The following is an 18,142-nucleotide window of genomic DNA, read 5'->3' as shown; positions in this document are numbered from 1 at the left end:
GCTTGCGTCCCCGGCGAAGAGCCTCATCTGTGGCTCGCCGCTTAGCCGACTTCTGAAGGTGTCGCTAGAATTTTGGTCATGCGACCAAGAAATGAGGCGACCGACCAGAGGAGCCGGTCCTTCATCGAGGCCGCCCGCCGCGACCAGATCGTCGCCGCGGCCATCGAGACACTGGCCGACGTCGGTTATGCCAAGACGTCGTTCGCACGCATCGCCGAGCAGGCCGGCATCAGCGCTGGGCTCATCTCGTACCACTTCGACCACAAGGCCGAGCTCTTCCAGCAGGTCGTGGCCGACATCAACGCGCTGATGGACGCCTGGCTCACCGAGCGCATCGGTGACGCCGCCAGTTACCGCGAGGCGTTGCGGCGGCTGATCGAGGGGTTCGTGACGTTCTGCGACACGCACCGCCGGCACGTGCTCGCGCTGGGCCAGGTGCTCGCCGGCGTGGGCGGGCAGGAGAACCGCGAGCTGGTCCGGTCGCAGCGCGAGACCTCCGTCGGCCAGATCGAGCAGCTGCTGCGCGAGGGCCAGGAGCACGGCGAGTTCCGCGACTTCTCGCCGCGGTTCATGGCGGTCACGCTGCTCGGCAGCCTGGAGGCGATCCCGAGCGAGCTGTTCGCCCATCCTGAGACCGACGTCGACGCGTACGCGAAGGAGCTGTCCATGACGTACGACCTGGCCGTGCGCCGGTCCCGGCTGAGCCGGATCGGCCGTGGCTGAGCAGCCGATCGCCCTGCGGCCGCCCGAGCACCGGGTCGAGCGCCGGGCCGTCGGCCTGTGGGCGCTGCAGTCGGCACTCGGCTTCGGCATCCTCGCCGGCCTGCTCGCGGGGGCGTACCTGATCTTCGACTCGGCCCGGTCGTGGCTGGGCCCGATCCTCCTCGTCGGCGCGATCTGGGGCGCCGTCGTCACCCTGGTCATGCCGCTGTGGCGCTACGCCGTCCACCGGTGGGAGGTCACCGAGGACGCCGTCTACGCCGTCACCGGCTGGGTCGTCCGCGAGTGGCGGGTGGCGCCGATCTCCCGCATCCAGACCGTCGACACCATCCGCGGCCCGCTCGAGCAGGCACTGAAGCTTGCCACGCTCGAGGTGACCACGGCGTCGTCGCGCGGGCCGATCAAGGTGCCCGGCATGGACGCGAGGGTCGCCGCTCAGGTGGCCGCGGAGCTGGCCAGGATCACCCAGCGCACCCCAGGCGACGCGACATGAGCACCGAGCCCCTCGACGAGGTGCCGTGGCAGCGCCTGGACACCCGGGTCGTCTGGGTCGACTCCGCCAAGACGGTGCTGTCGATGGTCCCGGCCGGCGTCGCCATCGCGTTCTTCGACGCCGAGATCAGCTGGGGCACCATGGGCCCGATCCTCGTCGCGACGGGCGTCGGCGTGCTCGGTGGGCTGGCCGACCTGCTGCGCTGGGTCAAGACGCGCTACCGCATCACCGACGAGTACGTCGAACGGCGCACCGGGCTGCTGGTCCGGCAGCACCGATCGATCCGGCGCGACCGCATCCGCAGCGTCGACACGTCGGCGAAGTTCCGGCATCGGCTGACCGGGCTGCGCGTCATCACGGTCGGCGCCGGCCAGCACAGTGCCGCCGGCGAGGCGGCGCTTACCCTCGACGCAGTCCGGGTCGAGACGGCGCAGAGGCTGCGGCAGGAGCTGCTCCCCGGCGGGCCGGCGGAGCGGTCGGCGGAACCCGAGGTGGTCGCCGAGGCGGCGCCGGTGCCGCGCGACGAGCAGGTGTTCGCCCGGCTGGAGCGGTCCTGGGTCGTCTACAACATGTTCAGCTTCTGGGCGTTCCTCATGGCGGCCGGCCTGCTATGGGGCACCTACTGGGCGCTGCAGCTGTTCGGCCTGGACCCGGCCGGGTTCGTCCGCGGCCTGGCCGACTGGGACGCCATCGGCACGGCGTCGACGGTGGTCGTCGCGGTGGCGACGGTGGGCGTCATCGGGGTCGTCGGACTGGCGATCAACTTCTTCACCGAGAACTGGCGGTTCGTGCTGGCCCGGGTCCCCGGCGACCGTGGCACCGTCCTGCGCACGACCCAGGGCCTGTTCAAGACGCGCGAGGTCAACCGCGACGACAACCGCCTGCGCGGCGTGCAGATCGACGAGCCACTGCTCTGGCGGTGGATGGGCATGGCCGACACCACGGTGATCTCCACCGGCCTCAGCATCTGGAGCCTGACGCCGTCGGCACAGATTCTGCCGCGCGGGCCGGTCTCCGTCGCCCGCCGGGTGGCCGCCCGGGTGCTCGAGACCGGCCAGAGCCCGCTCGACCGCTCGCTGCGGCCGCACCCGCGCCGGGCGCTGCGCCGCCGCGTCGGCTGGGCGCTCATCGCGACGGCGATCGTCACCGGTCTGCTGGCCTGGCTCACCACGCTGATCGACGCCATGCCGGACGGCGTCTGGCTGGCCGGGCTCGGGCTGCTGCCGATCACGCTGGCGCTGGCCGTGGTGGCGTACCGGTCGCTCGGGCACACCGTCGCCGACGGCTACCTGGTCACGCGGTCCGGCGCCTGGAGCCGCAGCACCGCGGCGCTGCAGAGCCGCGCCGTCGTCGGCGTCACGTTCAGGCAGTCGCTGCTGCAGCGACGGCTCGGCCTGGCCACCGTCCAGGTGACGACGGCGGCCGGATACGGCGCCTACGAGGCCATCGACGTCGACTCCGCCGAGGCGGTCGACCTCGCCGACCGCGCGGTGCCAGGGCTGCTCACGGCCTTTCGGTCGACGGCGCCGGCGGCGGCTCCGGCCGCGGACCCGGCGCCGGTGGAGGCTCAGGCCCGGCCGTAGACATGATCGACCGGCAGCCGCAGCAGCACCCGCTCGTCGCGAACCATCGCGGCGCGGAAGTCGTCCCAGTCCGGGTGCTCGCCGCGAGCGTCGCGGTAGTGCTCCACCAGCGCCTCGACGGTGTCGTCGTGCGGATCGCGGGCCACCGGCGTGAGCTCCGCCAGCCCTTCCGCCGCCACCCACGAGCCGCCGCCCGGCGCCGTCACCTGCAGCGTCGCCCGCGAGTCGCGACGCAGGTTGCGGGTCTTGGCCAGCGGGTCGCGGATCGAGACGCGGATCAGGTCCGGGCCGAGGTCGTACACGTAGGTCACCACCGACACCTGCGGCCGGCCGTCGCGCTTCACGGTCGCCAGCACGCCCAGGCGGTGCGCGGCGAGGAGCTTGCGGAGGGAGTCGTCGCTCATGTCCGCGACCAACGCACCTCACCGCCGGTCGCATTCCTGCGGCGAGTGATGAGCATCTCCGTCGTCCGAGGTGTCTGACGGGTCGCGAACCGGTAGACTGACACCAAGCCAAGGCCTCGTGTATCTACGGGGCCTGATTCGTGCCCGAATTCTGTGACGGTGGAACGTCGAGGGAAAGTCGGGTACCCCGCGCCCCTCGAAGGCCCACCGTGCGTCCGCCCGCTTGCGGACGCGCTGGGGTGCGCGCCCCGCGCTCTACCGATTCGGAGCACAGTGACTTCGTACGACCCTGCCGGCAGTTCTACCGGCACCGATTCCCGTTCCTCCTCCGGCTACCGCCCGCGATCCGACCGCAGCGGTGGTCCGCGCGAAGACGGCGGCCACCGGCGTGAGGGTGGCTTCCGCCGCGACGGCGGGTTCCGCCGTGAGGGTGGCTTCCGCCGCGACGGCGACGGCCGCCGGCCGTTCCGCGGCGACCGCCGCCAGGGCGGCCGCCCCAACGACCGCCGCTCCTTCGACCCCGCCCGCCGGGCCGCCATCGAGGCGTTCGACCCGGCCGGCTCGGCGTTCTCCGGCATGGGGGTGCCCGACCGCGTCGTGAAGATCCTCGGCGTCGACGGCATCGTCGAGCCGACCCCCGTCCAGGCGGCGGTCATGCCCGACGCCATCGCCGGCCGCGACGTGCTCGGCCGGGCCCGCACGGGCTCCGGCAAGACGCTGGCATTCGGCCTGCCGATCCTCGCCCGGCTCGACGGCGCGCGCAGCGAGCCCAACCGCCCGCGGGCGCTCATCGTCGTGCCGACCCGCGAGCTGGCCGGCCAGGTCACCACGGCGCTCGAGCCGCTGGCCGAGGCGCTGCGGCTGCGCATGGTCACCGTCTACGGCGGCGCGCCGTACGACCGGCAGATCCGCCGGCTCGACCGCGGCGCGGACGTCGTCGTCGCCACCCCGGGCCGGCTCAGCGACCTCATCGAGAAGGGCGTGTGCAAGCTCGACGACGTCGAGGTCGTCGCGCTCGACGAGGCCGACCACCTGTGCGACCTCGGGTTCTTCCCGGTCGTCGACGAGCTGCTCGCCGCCACGCCCGCAGGCGGCCAGCGGATGCTGCTGTCGGCCACGCTCGACGGCGACGTCGACAAGCTGGTCCGGCGGCACCTCAACGCCCCGGCCAAGCACGAGATCGACCCCGACGCCAACTCCGTCACGACGATGGACCACCACGTGCTCGTGGTCGGCCCGCACAACAAGCTCGACGTCATGACCGAGCTGATGCGGGCGAACCCGCGCAGCATCGTCTTCACCCGCACCAAGGACGGCGCCACCCGGCTGGCCGAGGACCTCGAGGACGCCGGCGTCGCGGCGGTCGACCTGCACGGCGACCTGTCGCAGCGGGTCCGCGAGCGCAACCTCGACCGGTTCAAGTCCGGCCGGGCGAAGGTGGTCGTCGCCACCGACGTCGCCGCCCGCGGCATCCACGTCGACGGCGTCGGCATGGTCGTGCACTTCGACCCGGCCGGCGAGCCCAAGTCATACCTGCACCGTTCGGGCCGTACGGCCCGCGCGGGCGCCACGGGCGCCGTCGTCACCGTCGCGACCCCGCGGCAGGTGCGCGGGCTGGGCGACCTGCTCCGCCGCGCGGGCGTCACCGCCAAGAACGTCGACGCCCGCGCCGTCGAGGGACCCATCACGCCGACGGCGCTCGCCGACGCTCCGGCGATGGCGCAGGAGCGCGAGCGGCCGCGGTCGTCGGGCAACGGCAGCCGCCCGAACCGCTCCGGTCGTCCGTACAAGGGCGGCGGCGCCGGACGCGGCCGCCCGTCGGGTTACCGCCGCCGCGACTGACGGCCCGCACCAGACACGAGGCGCGCCGCCGCGACCCCCGCCGGGTTCGCGGCGGCGCGTCGTCGTCTCCGGGCCGTCAAGAACTCGGGCGGGCGTTGAGCCGGGCGGCCTGACGGGTCAGGTGGGCGCGCTCGGCGAGGTTGGGCGCCTTCTGCGCCGCCTCGGCGTACAGCCGTGCCGCCGTCGCCAGGTCCCCGTCGCGCTCGTGGAGGTACGCCGCCACCGCGGCGTGCCGGGGGAGCGAGTCGTCCAGCTCCGCGAGCGCCGCGAGGCCGGCGCGCGGTCCGTCCGCCTCGCCGACGGCCACCGCGCGGTTGAGCCGGACGACCGGGCTGTCGGTCAGGCGCGCGAGCTCGTCGTACCACTCGACGATCTGCACCCAGTCGGTCTCCTCGGCGGTGGGCGCGTCGGCGTGGAGTGCCGCGATGGCGGCCTGGGCCTGGAACTCGCCCAGCCGGTCGCGCGCGAGGGCCGCCTGCAGGATCTGGACGCCCTCGGCGATCGACTCGGTGTCCCACCGGCCGCGGTCCTGTTCGGCGAGCGGGACCAGGCTGCCGTCCGGCGCGGTCCGGGCGGCACGCCGGGCGTGGTGCAGCAGCATGAGGGCGAGCAGCCCGGACACCTCGGGATGGTCGATCGCCGCCGCCAGCTGACGGGTGAGCCGGATGGCCTCGGCGGCGAGGTCGACGTCGCCGGAGTAGCCCTCGTTGAAGACCAGGTACAGGACGCGCAGGACGGTGGCGACGTCGCCGGGCTGGTCGAACCGCACGCCCGACACTGTGCGTTTGGCCCGGCTGATGCGCTGCGCCATGGTCGCCTCGGGCACCAGGTAGGCAGCGGCGATCTGGCGGGTGGTCAGCCCGCCGACGGCGCGCAGCGTGAGCGCGACCGCGGACGACGGCGTCAGCGAGGGGTGGGCGCACAGGAAGTAGAGCTGGAGGGTGTCGTCCACCGCGGGCGCGGGCCCGGGAGCCGGCTCCTCCTGGACGAGGTCCTCGCGCCGGCGGCGGGCCGCCGCCGCCCTGGTCGCGTCGAGGAACTTGCGCCAGGCGACGGTGACCAGCCAGCCCTTCGGGTCCCGCGGCGGGCCGTCCGGCCAGACGCGCACAGCCTCGACCAGCGCCTCCTGTACGGCGTCCTCGGCCGTCGCGAAGTCGGCTCCGCGGCGAACGAGGATCGCCAGCACGTTCGGCGTGAGGCTGCGCAGCAGGACCTCGTCCACCGGCGTGGTCACTCGGCGATGGTGGGCGGCACGGCCAGGAACGGACGCACCTCCAGCCACTCGTGGATCGGCTTCCCGCCCGCGCCGGGGGCGGCCGACAGCTCGCCGGCCAGCTCGAGCGCCCGCTCGTAGCTGTCGACGTCGATGACCGTCCAGCCGGCGATGAGGTCCTTGGTCTCGGCGAACGGGCCATCGGTGACCGGCGGGCGGCCCTCGCCGTCGTAGCGGACGAAGGTGCCCTCCGGCGAAAGCGCCAGGTGGTCGACGAACTCACCGGTCTCCTCGAGCCGGGCGGCGAAGTCGCGCATGTACTGCACGTGGGCGGAGATCTCCTCCGGCGTCCACTGGTCCATCGGCACGTCGTTGACCGCCGCCGGTGCGCCGCGGTAGTGCTTGAGCAGCAGGTACTTGGCCATCGTGGATTCTCCTCGGTGCTGGTGCGACCCATTCTGGCCGTGTTCACACCGGGGGACGCAGTCGGGCCCGGGCTCAGGGAGCGAGCAGCTCCGCCCGCACGTCGCGGCGGGTGGCGGCGACGTGGTCGCGGGCCAGCTGGCCGGCCGCCGCGCTGTCGCGCCGCCGGATCGCGTCGACCAAAGCCTCGTGCTGGCGCCGAGAGGTGTCCTGCCGTTGCGGCGGGACCGTCGAGAAGTAGAACCGCGCCCGCATGCTCAGCATGCGCACGAACCCGGCCAGGAGGTTGTTCTGCGAGCAGTCGGCCATGGCGCTGTGGAACTCCGCGTTGATGCGGGCCAGCTCGATCGGGTCGGTGGACTGCCGCTGCCGGGCGAGGATGTCGTCGAGGATGGCGAGTTGCTCGCCGGTGCGCCGCTCAGCGGCCAGGGCGGCGGCCTGCGCCTCGAGGAAGGTTCGGCTCTCGAACAGGTCGGCCAGCTCCTGCTCGCTGCGGCCGCGGACGAACGCGCCCTGGTGCGGCCGGAACTCGATCCACCCGTCGACGCCGAGGGCGCGCAGCGCCTCACGGACCGGGATGTGGCTGATACCGAGCTGCTTGGCCAGGCCGTCGGCGTTGAGGTGGGCGCCGGGCAGCAGCACACCCTGCAGAATCGCCTCTTCCAGGAGGTCGCGGACGTGCGGCGCGGTGCGTCCGGCGCGTTGCATGCGATTCAGCGGTGCGAGGCCGGCGATGCCGGTGGTCACGGCGCCCGTGGACACGATGCAACTCCCTCCGCGCGAACAGCGAGATCCTATCTGATCAACCGCTCTACTCCGAGTCGCGTGCACGGACAACAACGCAGATCAGGTGCCGTTCCAGCGGATTTACGGCGAGGCAACACAACAGAAACGCGGCGGTGATCCTATAGGTTGTGCCACGAGCGGCGGCGGCGGCGGAACGATGCCCCGATGGATCCGGTTGACCGGCCCATCGGGCGGTCCTAAGGTATCCGTATGGCGAGGTGTTGTATTCCGGATCGTGGAATATGAGCTGGTCTGCCGAGCTGGTAGAGGCGCTGGGTCGCGAGAACGTCATCACCGATCCGGCCCGGTTGCGTACCTATGAGTGCGACGGCCTCACCGGCTATCGCGTCCAGCCGGCGATGGTGGTGCTGCCCCGGTCCGCCGGGGAGGTCGCCGCCGCCGTGCGGGTCTGCGCTCGGCACGGTGTCCCGTTCGTCGCCCGCGGCGCCGGCACCGGGCTGTCCGGCGGCGCGCTGCCGGTGGCCGACGGCATCGTCATCTCGCTGCAGCGGCTGCGCCGCATCATGGAGGTCGATCCGGTCAACCTGCGTGCCGTCGTCGAGCCTGGCGTCACGAACCTCGACATCAGCAAGGCCGCCGCGCCGTACGGGCTCTACTACGCGCCGGACCCATCCAGCCAGCAGGTCTGCACCATCGGCGGCAACGTCGCGGAGAACTCCGGGGGCGCGCACTGCCTGAAGTACGGCTTCACGGTCAACCACGTGCTGGCCGCGGAGGTCGTGCTGGCCGACGGCACGGTCACCCGGCTGGGCGGCGAGTCGCCGCAGCTGCCCGGTTACGACCTGCTCGGCGCGTTCATCGGCTCCGAGGGCACGCTCGGCATCGTCACCCAGGTCACCGTGCGGCTGCTGGCCAAGCCGGCCGCCATACGCACCATGGTGGCCGACTTCGCGACTGTGGCCGGCGCCGGCGACGCGGTCACCGGGATCATCGCGGCGGGCATCGTGCCGGCGGCCGTCGAGATGCTCGACAACCTGGCGATCCAGGCGGTCGCCGCGTCCACCGAGAGCGTCTACACCCCGGACACCGCCGCCGCGCTGGTCGTCGAGCTGGACGGCCCGCCCGACGACGTCGCCGAGCAGTTCGACGAGGTCCAGGAGATCTGCCGCCGGAACGGCAGCACGAAGATCATGGTGGCCGCCGACGCCGAGCACCGCGCGCTGATCTGGAGGGGCCGCAAGGCGGCGTTCGCCGCGGTCGGGCGGATCAGCCCGAACTACTTCGTGCAGGACGGCGTGGTGCCGCGCGGCCGGCTGGCCGAGGTGCTCGGCCGCATCGCCGCCATGGCCGACGACGCCGGCATCCGGGTCGCGAACGTCTTCCACGCCGGCGACGGCAACCTGCACCCGCTGGTCCTCTACAGCGAGGGCGAGGGCCAGCACGACCGTGCCGAGCACCTGTCGACCCAGATCGCCGAGCTGTGCGTCGAGCTCGGCGGGTCGCTGTCGGGCGAGCACGGCATCGGTGCGGACAAGGCCTGCTCGATGCCACGGATGTTCGGCCAGGACGACCTCGCGACGATGCTCCGGCTGCGCTCGGCGTTCGACCCCGACGGCCTGTGCAACCCCGGCAAGGTGTTCCCGACGCCGCGGCTGTGCGGCGAGCGGCCCGGCCCTTACCGGCCGCACCCGCTGGAGGAGGCCGGGGTGATCGAGCGGCTATGAGCACCGTGACCACGTACCGGCCGAGCACCCTCGCCGACCTGCGCGACGCGATGGCCGAGAGCGCCCGGGCCGGCGAGCGGCTGGCCGTCGCCGGCGCCGGGACCGCCGTGGAGTGGGGCGGCGCGCCCGAGCACGACGCCGTCCTCGACACCACCGCGATGAGCGGCCTGATCAGCTACAACCCCACCGACATGACGGTGGCCGTGCAGGCCGGCATGCCGTTGCGTTCGTTGCAGGAGACGCTGGCCGGGAACGCTCAGTGGGTGGCGCTCGACCCGGCCCTCGCGGCCGCCGGCGCCACCGTTGGCGGGCTCGTGGCCACGGCCGACGCCGGCCCGGTGCGGCACACGTTCGGCGCGTCGCGCGACAGCGTCATCGGCGTGACGGTGGTGCTGGCCGACGCGACCGTGGCACGCTCGGGCGGCCACGTCATCAAGAACGTCGCCGGCTACGACCTCGCGAAGCTGTTCCACGGCTCGCTCGGCACGTTGGGCGTGCTGGCCGAGGTGGTACTCCGGCTGCACCCACGTCCGTCGGCGACGGCGACGCTGGCGGTGCCGTGCCACGCGGCCGCGGCGTTCGACCTCGGCGGCCGGCTGATCCACGGCTCGCTGGAGCCGGTGGCGGTGGAGTGGTGCGGGCGAGTCCTGCTCGCCCGGTTCGACGGCACCGCGGGTGGCGTCGAGGACCGCGGCCGCCGCGCGATGGCGCTGGCCGGCGACGGCGCGGAGTGGCTGCCCGGCGACGACGAGCGGGCGGCCGCGCACTGGGCGGCCGTCGCCGACCTCGTCCGCGGCGCCGAGGGCGACACCGTCGTCCGCCTCGGCACCGCGCCGGACCGCACCCCGTCGCTGGCCGCCCTGGTCGCCCGCGAGGCCGCCGCGCACGACGTCGACGCCGCGATGACCAGCAGCCCGTTCGCCGGCGCGCACACCGTCCGGCTCCGCGGTGGCACAGCGAGTCAGCATGCCGCCGTCGTGACCGCCCTGCGTGCCGCGGCGCCGGCGGCCACCGTCTGCCGCTGGACACCCGGCCTGCGCGACCAGCTGCCCGCATGGGGCGAGCCGCCGCCGGCGGTCGCCGTCCTGCGTGCGGTCAAACGCGCCTTCGATCCCAACGATCGGCTCGGCAAGGGGAGATTCGCGCCATGGTTCTGACCCCGGGCGACACCGGCTCGTTCGACGCGCACCACCCGCCGCGGCGTGACCTGCTGGACGACTGCGTGCACTGCGGGTTCTGCCTGCCGACCTGCCCCACGTACCTCGTCGACGGCGAGGAGATGGACTCCCCGCGCGGCCGCATCTACCTCATGGACCTGGCCCAGCGCGGCGAGATCCCGCTCGACCGCACGATGGCCGGGCACATCGACTCGTGCCTGGGATGCCTGGCCTGCGTGACGGCGTGCCCATCGGGCGTGCAGTACGACCTGCTGCTCGAGGCGACCCGCCCGCAACTGGAGCGGCACGTCCCGCGCACGCGCCTGGACCGGCTGGTCCGCAAGGCGATCTTCGCGGTGTTCCCGTACCCGGCGCGCATGCGGGCCGCCGCGGCGCTCGGCGTGCTCTACCGGCGGCTCGGGCTGCGCTGGCTGACGCACCGGCTCGGCATCATGAACCGGATGCCGGCCCAGCTGCGCGCCGCCGAGGACCTGCTGCCGCCGGTGCCGGTGCGGTCGCTGTTCCGCCGGCTGGACCGTGGCGCGGCGGCGGTCGGAGAGCGGCGGCTGCGGGTGGCGATGCTCGAGGGGTGCGCGCAGCGGGTGCTGTTCGGCGACGTCAACGCCGCGACGATGCGGGTGCTGGCGGCCGAGGGCTGCGAGGTCGTCGTGCCGCAGGGCCAGCAGTGTTGCGGCGCGCTGAACCTGCACGCCGGTCTGGAGGACGACGCCGCCGCCCGCGCACGGAAGCTCATCGACACGTTCGAGCAGGCGAACGCCGACGCCGTCGTCGTCAACGTCGCGGGCTGCGGCTCGTCCATGAAGGAGTATGGGCTACTCCTGCGCGACGACCCCGCGTACGCCGAGCGGGCCGCCCGGTTCGCCGCGTCCGTCCGCGACGTCAACGAGCTGCTCGCCGAGCTGGAACCCCGGGCGCCCCGGCACCTCATCGCGGCCAAGGTCGCGTACCACGACGCCTGCCACCTGGCGAACGCCCAGCGGATCCGCCGGCAGCCGCGCGACCTGCTGCGCTCCGTCCCCGGCGTCGAGCTCACCGACATCCCGGAGGCCGACATCTGCTGCGGGTCGGCCGGCATCTACAACCTGGTCCAGCCCGGCACCGCCGAGGAGCTCGGCCGGCGCAAGGCCGCGAACATCGAGTCCACCACGCCCGACGTCATCGCCACCGCCAACGCCGGCTGCCTGCTGCAGGTGCGCCGGTTCCTGAGCGCGGACATCCCGCTCGTGCACCCGATCGAGATCCTCGACGCCTCCATCCGCGGTGTCCCGCTGGAGAAGGCGCGACGATGACGGCGTCAGGCCCGGGCCTGCCCGCTCAGCTCTTCGGAGAGGTCGCGGGCGGCGCGGGTCAGCAACGGGACGGCGCGGGCGACGAGGTCGTCGGTGACCCGCGACGTCGGCCCGGAGATGGACAGCCCCAGCTTCGACGGCGCGTCCGGCACCGCGACGGCGACGCACCGCACGCCGATCTCCTGCTCGCCGTCGTCGACGGCGTAGCCGCGGTCCGCCGTGCGGGCGAGCTCGCGGCCGAACTCGGCCGGGTCGGTGATGGTGTGCTCGGTCTGCTGCGGCATGCCGGTGCGCTGCAGCATCTCGTGCACCGTCCGCGCCGGCAGGGTGGCCAGCACGGCCTTGCCGACGGCGGTGCAGTGCGGCCAGACCCGGCGGCCGACCTCGGTGAACATCCGCATGGAATGGCGCGAGGGCACCTGCGCCACGTATACGATCTGGTCACCGTCGAGCATCGCGAGGTTCGCCGACTCGCCCAGCTCGTCGACCAGATGGGTGAGCTGCGGCCGTGCCCAGGTGCTGAGCATGGTCGAGGAGCTCTCGCCGAGCCTGATCAGGCGCGGGCCGAGGGCGTAGCGACGCGACGGCTCCTGACGCAGGTAGCCGAGGTCGACGAGGGTACGGACGATGCGGTGGATGGTCGGCAGTGGCAGTTGCGAGGCCGTGGCCAGCTGGGACAACCCCATGCTGCCGCCGTGGTCGGCCATGGTCTCGAGCAGGCCGAACGCGCGCTCGACCGACTGCACGCCACCCGAGCGAGCCCTCGACGCGTCGTTTTCCACAAAGCAGATACTAACGTCCGCCATACGAATACGGAGATCAGAGCATGGCAACGCCCAGCCCGGGATACGCGATCACCGTCCGAGTCGAGGCGCCGTCCTCGTCGACGGCCACCAGCGGCCTGGCCGCCGCCGTCAGCACGGCCGGGGGCGCGCTGACCGCCCTCGACGTCGTCGAGTCCTTCGCCGACCGCCTGGTCGTCGACGTCACCTGCGACGCCGTCGACTCCGACCATGCCGAGTCGATCACCAAGGCGCTGACGCAGGTCGCCGGCGTCACCGTCCGGAAGGTGAGCGACCGGACGTTCCTCATCCACCTCGGCGGCAAGCTGGAGGTCAACCCGAAGGTCCCGCTCAAGCACCGCGACGACCTCTCCCGCGCCTACACGCCCGGCGTCGCCCGGGTGTGCCTGGCGATCGCCGAGAACCCCGAGGACGCCCGCCGGCTCACCATCAAGCGCAACACCGTCGCCGTTGTCACCGACGGGTCGGCCGTGCTCGGGCTGGGCAACATCGGCCCGGCCGCCGCGCTCCCCGTCATGGAGGGCAAGGCGGCGCTGTTCAAGCAGTTCGCCGGCGTCGACGCCTGGCCGGTCTGCCTCGACACCCAGAACGTAGAAAGCATTGTCGAGATCGTTCGAGCTTTGGCGCCGGTGTACGGCGGCATCAACCTCGAAGACATCGCCGCACCGCGCTGCTTCGAGATCGAGGCACGGCTGCGCGAGCTGCTCGACATCCCGGTCTTCCACGACGACCAGCACGGCACCGCGATCGTGGTGCTGGCCGCGCTCTACAACGCGCTGCGCGTGGTCGGGAAGCCGCTCGACGGCGTGCGCGTCGTCGTGAGCGGCGTCGGCGCGGCCGGGCACGCGATCATCCGGCTGCTGCACGCCCAGGGCGTCACCGACATCGTGGCCTGCGACCGCCGCGGCGCCGTCCACCCGAACGGCGAGGGCCGCGACGAGTTCCGCCGCTGGATCGCCCAGAACACCAACCCGCGAGGCGTCACCGGCTCGCTCAAGGAGGTGCTGGCCGGCGCGGACGTGTTCATCGGCGTCTCCGGGCCGAACCTGCTCACCGGTGAGGACATCGCGACGATGGCGCCGGACGCGATCGTGTTCGCGCTGGCCAACCCCGACCCCGAGGTCCACCCGATCGCCGCGCGCGAGCACGCCGCCGTCGTCGCGACCGGCCGATCGGACTTCCCGAACCAGATCAACAACGTGCTCGCCTTCCCCGGCTTCTTCCGCGGCATGCTCGACGCGGGAGCGCACGAGATCACCGACGCCGCCATGCTCGCCGCCGCCCGCGCCATCGCCGACGCCGTCGGCCCGGAGCAGGTGAACGCCAGCTACATCGTCCCGTCGGTGTTCGACCCCGAGGTCGCCCCGGCCGTCGCCGCCGCCGTCAAGCACGCCGCCCAGGCCGGCTGACCGCCGAGCTGTGCCCCATGATCATCAACCTCTTGTGTCGCTCCGACAGCTGTCAGGGCAGCACAGAAGGTTATGATCATGGGGCGGACGGTCAGGGCATGCGCTCGTAGGCGGGCAGGGTGAGGAAGTCGACATACTCGTCGGCGAGCGAGAGGTCGGTGAAGGTGGCCCGGGCCTCGGCCAAGTGGGCGCCGCCGAAGGCGGCGGCGCCGATGCGCTGCTCGATGGCTGCGCACTCCTCGTCGATCAGCCGCTCGACCAGCTCGCGCGTGACCCGCTGGCCGTCCGCCAGTTCGACGCCGTTGTGCAGCCACTGCCAGACCTGGCTGCGGCTGATCTCGGCGGTGGCGGCGTCCTCCATGAGGTTGTTGATGCCGACGGCGCCGGTGCCGCCCAGCCAGGCGGCGAGGTACTGGATGCCGACCGAGATGTTGCTGCGCAGGCCGGTCTCGGTGACCTCGCCCGGCGTCGAGGCGACGTCGAGAAGGTCGGCCGCCGTCACATGGACGTCGTCGCGGATGCGGTCGATCTGGTTCGGCCGGTCGCCGAGGACGGCGGTGAACGCCTCGCGGCAGACCTCGACCATGCCCGGGTGCGCCACCCAGGAGCCGTCGAAGCCGTCGCCGGCCTCGCGTGTCTTGTCGTCCTTGACCTTGGCGAACGCCGCCTCGTTGACCTCGGGGTCGCGGCTGGGGATGAACGCCGCCATGCCGCCGATGGCGTGCGCGCCGCGCTTGTGGCAGGTGCGCACGAGCAGCTCGGTGTAGGCGCGCATGAACGGCACCGTCATGGTGACGGAGTTGCGGTCGGGGAGCACCCAGTCAGAGCCGCGCGTGCGGTAGTTCTTGATGACGCTGAACATGTAGTCCCAGCGGCCGGCGTTGAGGCCCGCGGAGTGCTCGCGCAGCTCGTAGAGGATCTCCTCCATCTCGAAGGCCGCCGGGTAGGTCTCGATGAGCACGGTCGCGCGGATGGTGCCGCGCGGGATGCCCAGCGCCCCCTGGCCGATGACGAACGCGTCGTTCCACAGCCGCGCCTCGAGATGGCTCTCCATCTTCGGCAGGTAGAAGTATGGGCCCTGGCCGCGGTCGATCTGCTTCTGCCCGCTGGTGGCGAGGTACAGCGCGAAGTCGACCAGGCCGCCCGAGGTCGGCTCGCCGTCGACGATGATGTGCTTCTCAGGTAGGTGCCAGCCGCGCGGCCGGACGACGATGGTGACCAGCGGCTGGTCGGTCCGCAGCGCGTAGTGCTTGCCGTCGGGGTTGGTGAACTCGATGGTCCCGTCGATGGCGTCGAACAGGTTGAGCTGCCCCTGGACGACGTTCTCCCACAGCGGCGTGTTGGCGTCCTCCTGGTCGGCCAGCCACACCTTGGCGCCGGAGTTGAGCGCGTTGATGGTCATCTTGCGGTCGGTGGGGCCGGTGATCTCGACCCGGCGGTCCTCCAGGCCGGGCGCCGCCGGCGCGACCCGCCACGTGTCGTCCTCGCGGACGTCCTTGGTCTCGGCGAGGAAGTCGAGCTCCGCGCCGGCCGCGACGGCGGCGGTCCGCTCGGCGCGCCGCCGCAGCAACTCCAGCCGGCGCGGGTTCAGCTCCCGGTGCAGCCGCTCGATCAGGGCAAGCGCGGCAGGGGTCAGCACCTCGTCGAACCGTTCGTGCATCGGACCGGTGACCTCGATACCCGCCATCGCGCTCTCCTGGTTTTCCACTATTCGGAAGTTGCTATCTGTATAACAGAATAAATGGGAGGCGGAGCGGCGGTCAACCGCTACGGCGACGGCCCCCGGACCGTGGGCGGAACGGTCCGAGGGCCGACGTAGTGAGGCGGCGGTCAGCCGCGTGGCCGACGGGTCAGAAGGCGGCCTCGTCGAGGTCCATCAGTGCGTTGTCGGTGGCCTCGGCCACGGCCCGCTCGGACGCCAGCCGCGGCAGCACCTGGCGGGCGAAGAACTGCGCGGCCGCTACCTTGCCCTCGTAGAACGCCTGGTCCTTGGCCGGTACGTCGCCGTCCAGCTTGGTCAGGGCCACGGCCGCCTGGCGGAGCAGCAGCCAGGCGACGACGAGGTCGCCGGCGGCGAGCAGCAGCCGGGTGGTGTTCTGGCCGACCTTGTAGACGTTGCGGACGTCGCCGCCTTCCGCGCGCTCGTCGGCCGACATGAGGAAGCCGACCATCGTGCCGAGGATGCCCTGGACGGCCTGGAGCGCCTTGGCCAGCTGCTCCCGCTCGACCTTCAGCCGCCCGCCGCCGAGCTCGTCGTCGACGGTCTGCTGGATCTGCTGCGACAGCCAGCCGATCGCCTGCCCGTTGTCGCGCACGATCTTGCGGAAGAAGAAGTCCTGGCCCTGGATGGCCGTGGTGCCCTCGTACAGGGTGTCGATCTTGGCGTCGCGGACGTACTGCTCGAGCGGGTAGTCCTGCAGGAAGCCCGAGCCGCCGAAGGTCTGCAGCGACTCCGAACCGAGCAGCACCCAGGACCGCTCCGACCCGTAACCCTTGACGATCGGCAGCAGCAGGTCGTTGACCCGCTCGGCATGCTCGTCGGTCTCGCCCCGCGCTGCCGCGGCCGCGACGGCGTCCTGCATGGTGGCGGTGTAGAGCACCAGTGCCCGCATGCCTTCGGCGTACGCCTTCTGCGTCATGAGCGAGCGGCGCACGTCTGGGTGGTGGGTGATCGTGACCCGGGGCGCGGACTTGTCGGTGGCCCGGGTGAGGTCGGCGCCCTGGACCCGCTCCTTGGCGTAGTCGAGCGCGTTGAGGTAGCCGGAGGAGAGCGTGGCGATGGCCTTCGTGCCCACCATCATGCGGGCGTACTCGATGACCTGGAACATCTGCGCGATGCCGTCGTGAACGTCGCCGAGCAGCCAGCCGGTCGCCGGCTCGCCGTCGCCGAAGGTGAGTTCGCACGTGGACGAGACCTTGAGGCCCATCTTCTTCTCGACGTTCGTGGCGTAGACGCCGTTGCGCCCGCCCAGCTCGCCGGTCTCGGGGTCGAACCGGAACTTCGGCACGATGAACAGCGACAGCCCCTTGGTGCCCGGGCCGCCGACGCCCTCGACGCCGACCGGCCGGGCCAGCACGAGGTGGACGATGTTCTCGCTCATGTCGTGCTCGCCGGACGTGATGAACCGCTTGACGCCCTCGATGTGCCAGGTGCCGTCGGGCTGCGGGTGCGCCTTGGTGGCGCCGGCGCCGACGTCGGAGCCGGCGTCGGGCTCGGTGAGCACCATGGTGGCCGCCCACCGGCGGTCGATCATGATCTCGGCGATGCGCTTCTGCGCGTCGGTGCCGTTGCGCCAGATGACGCTGGCGAACGACGGGCCGGACGCGTACATCCAGGCGGCGGCGTTGGAGCCGAGGATCAGCTCGGCGGCGCCCCAGAACACCGACGGCGGCAGAGGCGTGCCGCCGAGGCCCTCGGGTAGCGCGAAGCGCCACAACTCGGAGTCCATCAGCGTGGCGAAGCTCTTCTTGAACGACTCAGGGATGGTGACGGTGCGGGCGGCGGGGTCGTAGACCGGCGGGGTGCGGTCGGATTCGGCGTACGAGGCGGCGAGGTCCTCGCGGCTCATGCGGTCGACCTCGGCCAGGATGCTGCGCACGGTGTCGGTGTCGAACTCCTCGTAGCGCCCGTTGCCCAGCTGCGCGTCGCTGCCGAACACGTCGAACAGCACGAACTCGATGTCGCGCAGGTTGGACCTGTAGTGGCTCATCGCATCCTCCGTCAGCCCGTTGCTACCAGCCGGTAACCCCATGGTGCTACTTGTCGGTAACTTCGCGCAACCCAGGAACGGCGAAGGCCCCGCGCCCGTCCCATGGTTATGCGACGACTAGGAACCCTCGCCGCGGTGGCCGGCATCGCCCTGCTGGCGGCTTGCGGCGGCAACGACAGCGGCGACGACACCACCGCCGTCCCTGGCGACTCCGGATCCGACGGTTCCACCGAGCCGGCCGTGCCGATCGTCGGCAGCCGGTGGGTGCTCGAGGAGCTGCAGGCCACCGGCGCGACGGTCGCCGGCCCGTCCGACCCGGAGGCCTACTTCGAGATCGACGAGAACGGCGACGTCACCGGCTCCACCGGATGCAACGGCTTCAGCGGATCGGCCGAGGTGGGCGACTCCAGCATCACCTTCCAGCCGCTCATCTCCACCCGCCGCGGCTGCTCCGGCGACCTCGGGCAGATCGACAACTCGATGCTGCAGGTGCTCAGCGGCGAGGTCACGGTCGAGGCGTCCGGCGACACGCTGACGCTGACCAACGCCGACGGCAACTCGCTGACGATGGTGATGTCCGACGCCCCGTCCACGGACCTCTGAC

16 protein-coding genes are annotated in these 18,142 nt (G+C 72.3%); 9 read left to right on the top strand and 7 right to left on the bottom strand.

Annotated elements, in window-relative coordinates:
* Window positions 1–78: 78 nt before the first annotated feature.
* Genes E1262_RS10235 through E1262_RS10225 form a run of 3 tightly spaced genes read left to right on the top strand, consistent with a single transcriptional unit; the run spans window position 79 to window position 2,796 of the window.
* Complete coding sequence (locus tag E1262_RS10235) at window positions 79–723, top strand: TetR/AcrR family transcriptional regulator (protein WP_132103030.1); 645 nt, start codon at window positions 79–81, stop codon at window positions 721–723.
* The gene (locus E1262_RS10230) at window positions 716–1,213 is read left to right on the top strand and encodes a PH domain-containing protein (protein WP_132103029.1); all 498 of its coding nucleotides are present in this window, start codon (window positions 716–718) and stop codon (window positions 1,211–1,213) included. Before E1262_RS10235 ends, E1262_RS10230 begins: the two co-directional genes overlap by 8 nt.
* Entirely contained in the window at window positions 1,210–2,796 is a 1,587-nt protein-coding gene (locus E1262_RS10225) for a PH domain-containing protein (RefSeq protein ID WP_132103028.1), read from the top strand. The genes E1262_RS10230 and E1262_RS10225 overlap by 4 nt, the downstream gene beginning before the upstream one ends.
* Here the strand turns inward: E1262_RS10225 and E1262_RS10220 are convergent.
* Window positions 2,781–3,200, bottom strand: coding sequence for a PPOX class F420-dependent oxidoreductase (locus E1262_RS10220; RefSeq protein ID WP_132103027.1), 420 nt, complete (start codon window positions 3,198–3,200; stop codon window positions 2,781–2,783). The genes E1262_RS10225 and E1262_RS10220 overlap by 16 nt on opposite strands.
* A 273-nt stretch (window positions 3,201–3,473) precedes the next feature.
* Between E1262_RS10220 and E1262_RS10215 the strand changes: the two genes are divergently transcribed.
* On the top strand, window positions 3,474–5,042 hold the full coding sequence (locus E1262_RS10215; protein WP_132103026.1) for a DEAD/DEAH box helicase: 1,569 nt from the start codon (window positions 3,474–3,476) through the stop codon (window positions 5,040–5,042).
* 76 nt (window positions 5,043–5,118) lie between these two features.
* Here the strand turns inward: E1262_RS10215 and E1262_RS10210 are convergent, their stop codons facing one another.
* The 3 genes from E1262_RS10210 to E1262_RS10200 form a co-directional block, all read right to left on the bottom strand.
* Window positions 5,119–6,264 carry an RNA polymerase sigma factor gene (locus E1262_RS10210; RefSeq protein WP_132103095.1) on the bottom strand — a complete coding sequence of 382 codons (1,146 nt, stop codon included), beginning with the start codon at window positions 6,262–6,264 and terminating at the stop codon, window positions 5,119–5,121.
* Between the two features lie 8 nt (window positions 6,265–6,272).
* Window positions 6,273–6,680 (bottom strand): YciI family protein, encoded by a 408-nt coding sequence (locus E1262_RS10205; protein WP_132103025.1) that lies wholly within the window; start codon window positions 6,678–6,680, stop codon window positions 6,273–6,275.
* 73 nt (window positions 6,681–6,753) lie between these two features.
* Entirely contained in the window at window positions 6,754–7,440 is a 687-nt protein-coding gene (locus E1262_RS10200) for a GntR family transcriptional regulator (RefSeq protein ID WP_132103024.1), read from the bottom strand.
* Between the two features lie 266 nt (window positions 7,441–7,706).
* Between E1262_RS10200 and E1262_RS10195 the strand changes: the two genes are divergently transcribed.
* Genes E1262_RS10195 through E1262_RS10185 form a run of 3 tightly spaced genes read left to right on the top strand, consistent with a single transcriptional unit; the run spans window position 7,707 to window position 11,616 of the window.
* Window positions 7,707–9,149, top strand: coding sequence for an FAD-binding oxidoreductase (locus E1262_RS10195; RefSeq protein WP_132103023.1), 1,443 nt, complete (start codon window positions 7,707–7,709; stop codon window positions 9,147–9,149).
* Window positions 9,146–10,306 carry an FAD-binding oxidoreductase gene (locus E1262_RS10190; protein ID WP_132103022.1) on the top strand — a complete coding sequence of 387 codons (1,161 nt, stop codon included), beginning with the start codon at window positions 9,146–9,148 and terminating at the stop codon, window positions 10,304–10,306. The genes E1262_RS10195 and E1262_RS10190 overlap by 4 nt, the downstream gene beginning before the upstream one ends.
* Window positions 10,297–11,616, top strand: coding sequence for a heterodisulfide reductase-related iron-sulfur binding cluster (locus tag E1262_RS10185; protein WP_132103021.1), 1,320 nt, complete (start codon window positions 10,297–10,299; stop codon window positions 11,614–11,616). Before E1262_RS10190 ends, E1262_RS10185 begins: the two co-directional genes overlap by 10 nt.
* Before the next feature lie 5 nt (window positions 11,617–11,621).
* Here the strand turns inward: E1262_RS10185 and E1262_RS10180 are convergent, their stop codons facing one another.
* Entirely contained in the window at window positions 11,622–12,422 is an 801-nt protein-coding gene (locus E1262_RS10180; RefSeq protein ID WP_132103020.1) for an IclR family transcriptional regulator, read from the bottom strand.
* Between the two features lie 20 nt (window positions 12,423–12,442).
* Between E1262_RS10180 and E1262_RS10175 the strand changes: the two genes are divergently transcribed.
* Window positions 12,443–13,828 (top strand): NAD-dependent malic enzyme, encoded by a 1,386-nt coding sequence (locus E1262_RS10175; RefSeq protein WP_132103019.1) that lies wholly within the window; start codon window positions 12,443–12,445, stop codon window positions 13,826–13,828.
* Window positions 13,829–13,919: 91 nt separating this feature from the next.
* On the opposite strand, the gene aceB is transcribed toward E1262_RS10175, so the two are convergent.
* Both aceB and E1262_RS10165 read right to left on the bottom strand, forming a co-directional pair.
* Complete coding sequence (aceB, locus tag E1262_RS10170; protein WP_132103018.1) at window positions 13,920–15,515, bottom strand: malate synthase A; 1,596 nt, start codon at window positions 15,513–15,515, stop codon at window positions 13,920–13,922.
* Between the two features lie 163 nt (window positions 15,516–15,678).
* Window positions 15,679–17,538: an acyl-CoA dehydrogenase gene (locus E1262_RS10165; protein ID WP_132103017.1), complete on the bottom strand. Its 1,860-nt coding sequence runs from the start codon at window positions 17,536–17,538 to the stop codon at window positions 15,679–15,681.
* A 135-nt stretch (window positions 17,539–17,673) separates the two neighbouring features.
* Here E1262_RS10165 and E1262_RS10160 point away from each other — a divergent pair, with 135 nt between their 5' ends.
* Window positions 17,674–18,141, top strand: coding sequence for an META domain-containing protein (locus tag E1262_RS10160; RefSeq protein ID WP_162605852.1), 468 nt, complete (start codon window positions 17,674–17,676; stop codon window positions 18,139–18,141).
* Window position 18,142: the final 1 nt, after the last annotated feature.

Origin of the sequence: Jiangella aurantiaca, from assembly GCF_004349105.1 — a bacterium.
Classification (GTDB): Bacteria; Actinomycetota; Actinomycetes; order Jiangellales; family Jiangellaceae; genus Jiangella; species Jiangella aurantiaca.
Note: the sequence above shows the minus strand (reverse complement) of the source record. Positions and strands in the feature narration are given on the sequence as shown.

Coding starts and splice junctions, on each gene's coding strand:
- E1262_RS10235 (WP_132103030.1), top strand. CDS start 79: ATGCGACCAAGAAATGAGGCGACCGACCAGAGGAGCCGGTCCTTCATC.
- E1262_RS10225 (WP_132103028.1), top strand. CDS start 1,210: ATGAGCACCGAGCCCCTCGACGAGGTGCCGTGGCAGCGCCTGGACACC.
- E1262_RS10220 (WP_132103027.1), bottom strand. CDS start 3,200: ATGAGCGACGACTCCCTCCGCAAGCTCCTCGCCGCGCACCGCCTGGGC.
- E1262_RS10205 (WP_132103025.1), bottom strand. CDS start 6,680: ATGGCCAAGTACCTGCTGCTCAAGCACTACCGCGGCGCACCGGCGGCG.
- E1262_RS10195 (WP_132103023.1), top strand. CDS start 7,707: ATGAGCTGGTCTGCCGAGCTGGTAGAGGCGCTGGGTCGCGAGAACGTC.
- E1262_RS10190 (WP_132103022.1), top strand. CDS start 9,146: ATGAGCACCGTGACCACGTACCGGCCGAGCACCCTCGCCGACCTGCGC.
- E1262_RS10185 (WP_132103021.1), top strand. CDS start 10,297: ATGGTTCTGACCCCGGGCGACACCGGCTCGTTCGACGCGCACCACCCG.
- E1262_RS10180 (WP_132103020.1), bottom strand. CDS start 12,422: ATGGCGGACGTTAGTATCTGCTTTGTGGAAAACGACGCGTCGAGGGCT.
- E1262_RS10175 (WP_132103019.1), top strand. CDS start 12,443: ATGGCAACGCCCAGCCCGGGATACGCGATCACCGTCCGAGTCGAGGCG.
- aceB (WP_132103018.1), bottom strand. CDS start 15,515: ATGGCGGGTATCGAGGTCACCGGTCCGATGCACGAACGGTTCGACGAG.
- E1262_RS10165 (WP_132103017.1), bottom strand. CDS start 17,538: ATGAGCCACTACAGGTCCAACCTGCGCGACATCGAGTTCGTGCTGTTC.